This window comes from Oceanisphaera litoralis (assembly GCF_016907015.1).
Classification (GTDB): Bacteria; Pseudomonadota; Gammaproteobacteria; order Enterobacterales; family Aeromonadaceae; genus Oceanimonas; species Oceanimonas litoralis.
The window spans coordinates 1-3,685 of sequence record NZ_JAFBBE010000043.1 but is presented as its reverse complement, the minus strand read 5'-3'; the positions used below and the strand labels follow the sequence as shown (position 1 = coordinate 3,685).

The following is a 3,685-nucleotide window of genomic DNA, read 5'->3' as shown; positions in this document are numbered from 1 at the left end:
CTGATGGCGAAGTTTTCTTACTACCTGTCTCAGCACCGCTTATACAAGCGGATCTTCGGTATTATTTGAACAATAAAAATGAGGGGATTCGTAAGGTAGCTAACATCAGAGCGAAATTAACATTAATTCTCTATCATCAGGCGCGCCTGATCTGGCAACAGTTTTCCGGACACATTTTCAAGCAACCACTCGTAGCGATGATTCATAGTCCACAGGACTCATGTAGTCATTGCCGAAGTGCCGCCCTCGGTTATCAAACACGTCGAGATACCCGAGGGTGGCTTGCTTCGCTGCTTCCCGAATTATCGCGATGTAACCTGCTGCGAGGCCACCCACTGGGTAAAGCCTGCCATGTAGTTCTGCAGAAAGTCCCGGGTGCCCTGATCCACCAGGCGACCCTTGTCGTCAAAGGCCTGGTGCGAGGTCGCCAAGGCGAAATCCGGTGCCAGGTAGAAGGGGGTCAGGGTGGCGGCCAGTACGTCACGCAGGTGGATTTGCGCCCGGGCACCGCCTAATGTGCTCATCGAGGCACTCATGATGCCCGTGGGCTTGCCCCGCAGCACCGAGTTGAATGCCGGGCGAGAGGCCCAGTCGAGGGCATTTTTCAGCACGCCGGGAATGCTGTAGTTGTACTCGGGTGTGGCGATCAGCAGGCCGTCGGCATGGCGAATGGCATCCAGCAGCGCCTGCACCGCTACCGGCTTGGTGTCGCCGTCCACATCCCCGTTATAGAACGGAATGTCGGCCAGATCGAACAGCTCGACCGAGGCATCCTGATTAACGTGCTCCGCCGCCGCCTTGAGCAGTAGAGTATTGTAGGAATTTTTGCGCAGGCTGCCGCTGATGGCTAAAAGTTTCATGGTCTCTCCTTCTGATTACTGGGTTGTGTACTTAACGGTTGCGGACCTGACGGAAAGCTGCCAGGCGCCTCAATGAAACTCAGGCAATGCTTTCGACGATACCACCTTCTACCCGCAGTGCCGCACCTGTGGTGGCACTGGCCTGAGGAGAGGCCGCATAAATACACAGATTGGCAACTTCCTCTGGCGTGGCGAAGCGCTTAAGCAATGTTGAGGGGCGGTTCTCTGCCAGGAACAGGGTTTCCATTTGTTCCGCTGTCACGCCACGTTCCTTGCCCATTTCTGCCATCATGGCCTGAGCACCTTCGGTCCGGGTCGGCCCCGGCAGTATGGTGTTGACAGTGACGCCACTGCCGGCGAGTACCTTGGCCAGACCACGAGACACTCCCTGCAACGCCGCCTTGCTAACGCCGTAGTGCACCATCTCGGACGGAATATTGAGCGCCGACTCACTGGAGATAAACTGGATACGGCCCCAGCTGCGGGCCTGCATGCCCTTGGCGTAATGACGGGCCAGACGCACACCGCTCATCACGTTCACCTGAAAAATCTCTTCCCAGGCCGCATCGTTGATCTCGAAGAAGGGGCAGGCGCCATAGATACCCAGGTTGTTGATCAGGATGTCGGCTTCCGGCTGCTGCTCGATCACGGCTTGACAGCCTTCGGTCGTGCCGGCATCGGCCTGTATACCGCGGACATCATCACGGCCACTGGCCTGGGCAATGGCGGCCTGCGCCTGGTCCAGTTTGGCCTGGTCGCGGCCGACGATGGTCACCTGGGCACCGGCCCTGGCCAGCCCGGTGGCGATGGCCAGACCTATGCCTGCGGTGGCGCCGGTGACCAATGCCTGTTTTCCGGAAAGATCGATATGCATGACTTGTCTCCTTTATGGGTAAATGAATGTCACTACTCAGCCAAATTGAAAGGCCGATAACTGGGTCTTGAGCACCAGCTCCGAATAAACCTGACGGCCAGCATCTTGCTCCGCCACCCCGGCTGCCCCCGCTGCCATCATCAGCGGCAAAAGGTGCGCCTCGTCGTGCGGCTGCCAGTCCATGAAAAAACAGGGGCCCGCACCATGGGGTATAAAGAATACCGGTTGGGTGATGGTGGTATCTGTTAGTACAGCTGTTAGTACAGCTGTCAGTAGAGGCATGCTCTCACCCCCTTCCATCTTGTGCCGGATAAGCCTGACTGTACTGTATCCTCGATATTTAAGTAAGAGAATAGGTCTTCACTGGGCAACACTTTCAACTGTTGGTAGGAAATGAATGTTGTGAAATGAGGTGTGTTGTGAGATGAGGAGTGTTGTCTTTGATGACGGCCGGAAATGGCCGTAATACGGGTGTCATTTAAATGGAGTAATGTCCGATAGGAGAGCACCTTATTATGACGGCGCATAAAAACGCCCCGGCGAGGCGGGGCGATTCCCATACTATCGATCATGTCGAGGCTGATGGAGAAAAAAACGCCTGATTAGGACGTTACAGTAGGAATGAAAACAACAGCAGAGAATCCCAAGAGGCTCTCTGCTGTATCGGGTTTCGCCCGACGCATGCTTCCTTGATGCATACCAGCAAAACCGGCAACCACTCTACCTCTAATGATTCAGTAAGAGAACCTGCTATTATTGGCGAATTCTTTTAACTGTGAGTACGAAATAAGTGCTGGATCGATTTACCGGTATGCGGGTGTTCATTCAGGCTGCAACCCGAGGCAGCCTGTCGGCGGCGGGACGTGAACTGGGAATGTCTCCGGCCATGGCCACCAAACACGTGGATGCCCAGGAGGCCAGGCTGGGGGTAAAACTGTTGCATCGTACCACCCGGCAACTGACACTGACCGATACGGGCAGGGACTATCTGGAGGCCTGTCAACGAATTCTTCAGCAGCTGGATGAGGCCGAGTCGGAAGCCGCAGCCCAGCGGGAGGACGCGGTCGGGCAGCTGCGCATTAATGTGCCGTTGTCCTTTGGAACACGTTTTATTGCCCCCCTATTGCCGGCCTTCAGTCAACGCTATCCGCTGGTGGAAGTAGAGCTGGGGCTGAGCGATTCCCAGCAGGATATGCTGCAGGGCGGCTGGGATATTCTTATTCGTATCGGGCATCTTGCCGACAGCGGGCTCAAGGCCAGAAGTTTGGGCAATTGTCCTATGCGGGTCTGCGCTTCAGCGGATTACCTGGCGAAACATGGCACCCCACGGCGCGTAGCCGATCTTTGTGGACATAATTGTCTGAGTTATACCCTGTCGCCGCTTCAGGGCCAGGGCACCTGGTGCTTTGGTCAGGATGGCAGCGTTCAGGTGCCGGTGAAGGGAAACCTCAGGGCCGATAACGGGGATGCTCTGCTGGCAGCCGCGCTGGCCGGGCAGGGCATTATTTACCAGCCCCATTTTATTGTGACGGATGCGCTGGCCCGGCAACAACTGGTGGCGCTGGAGCTTGACCAGCCCACTCACGATTTGGGCGGCGCCCATATTCTGTTTCCTCCCGGCCACAGGCAGCCGGCCAAGGTGAGAGCCATGATCGACTATCTGGTGGAGGCCTTTGAAGATATCGGCAGCAGCTGACGCCGCGCTAGGTTGGCGGCGTCATACCAATCCCAATCCCATTAAAGACGTGATCAGTGACTGATAACAATGCCGCGTTTAACGTCCAGTGATACCGGTATCTTCCTGCATGGAGATCCTGACGTTCGTCAGGATGACGGCCTGGGCACATGATTAATCCGATTGGCTATGTATGCGTTAACTGTGTCTGTGCCAATAAGATGCTGTTTTCATTCGGGTTAGTGTGAGTTTCAAAGAATCGCCGCCAAGCCAGAT

At 55.9% G+C, this 3,685-nt stretch carries 4 protein-coding genes; 1 reads left to right on the top strand and 3 read right to left on the bottom strand.

The genetic code is table 11. The features are described from left to right. Positions 1-302: 302 nt before the first annotated feature. From HNR62_RS15900 to HNR62_RS15890, 3 genes are all read right to left on the bottom strand, one after another. The gene (locus HNR62_RS15900; RefSeq protein WP_204797059.1) at positions 303-860 is read right to left on the bottom strand and encodes an NADPH-dependent FMN reductase; all 558 of its coding nucleotides are present in this window, start codon (positions 858-860) and stop codon (positions 303-305) included. Between the two features lie 79 nt (positions 861-939). After that, positions 940-1,734, bottom strand: a complete 795-nt coding sequence (locus HNR62_RS15895) for an SDR family NAD(P)-dependent oxidoreductase (protein WP_204797058.1) — start codon at positions 1,732-1,734, stop codon at positions 940-942. A gap of 36 nt (positions 1,735-1,770) precedes the next feature. Beyond that, the gene (locus HNR62_RS15890) at positions 1,771-1,917 is read right to left on the bottom strand and encodes a hypothetical protein (RefSeq protein WP_204797057.1); all 147 of its coding nucleotides are present in this window, start codon (positions 1,915-1,917) and stop codon (positions 1,771-1,773) included. A 607-nt stretch (positions 1,918-2,524) separates the two neighbouring features. Here HNR62_RS15890 and HNR62_RS15885 point away from each other — a divergent pair. Then, a complete protein-coding gene (locus HNR62_RS15885; protein WP_204797056.1) occupies positions 2,525-3,430 on the top strand; it encodes a LysR substrate-binding domain-containing protein in 906 nt (301 codons plus the stop codon). Positions 3,431-3,685: the final 255 nt, after the last annotated feature.

Bases quoted from the DNA above. Each gene is read 5' to 3' on its own strand.
- HNR62_RS15900 (WP_204797059.1), bottom strand. From the start codon at position 860: ATGAAACTTTTAGCCATCAGCGGCAGCCTGCGCAAAAATTCCTACAAT.
- HNR62_RS15890 (WP_204797057.1), bottom strand. From the start codon at position 1,917: ATGGACTGGCAGCCGCACGACGAGGCGCACCTTTTGCCGCTGATGATG.
- HNR62_RS15895 (WP_204797058.1), bottom strand. From the start codon at position 1,734: ATGCATATCGATCTTTCCGGAAAACAGGCATTGGTCACCGGCGCCACC.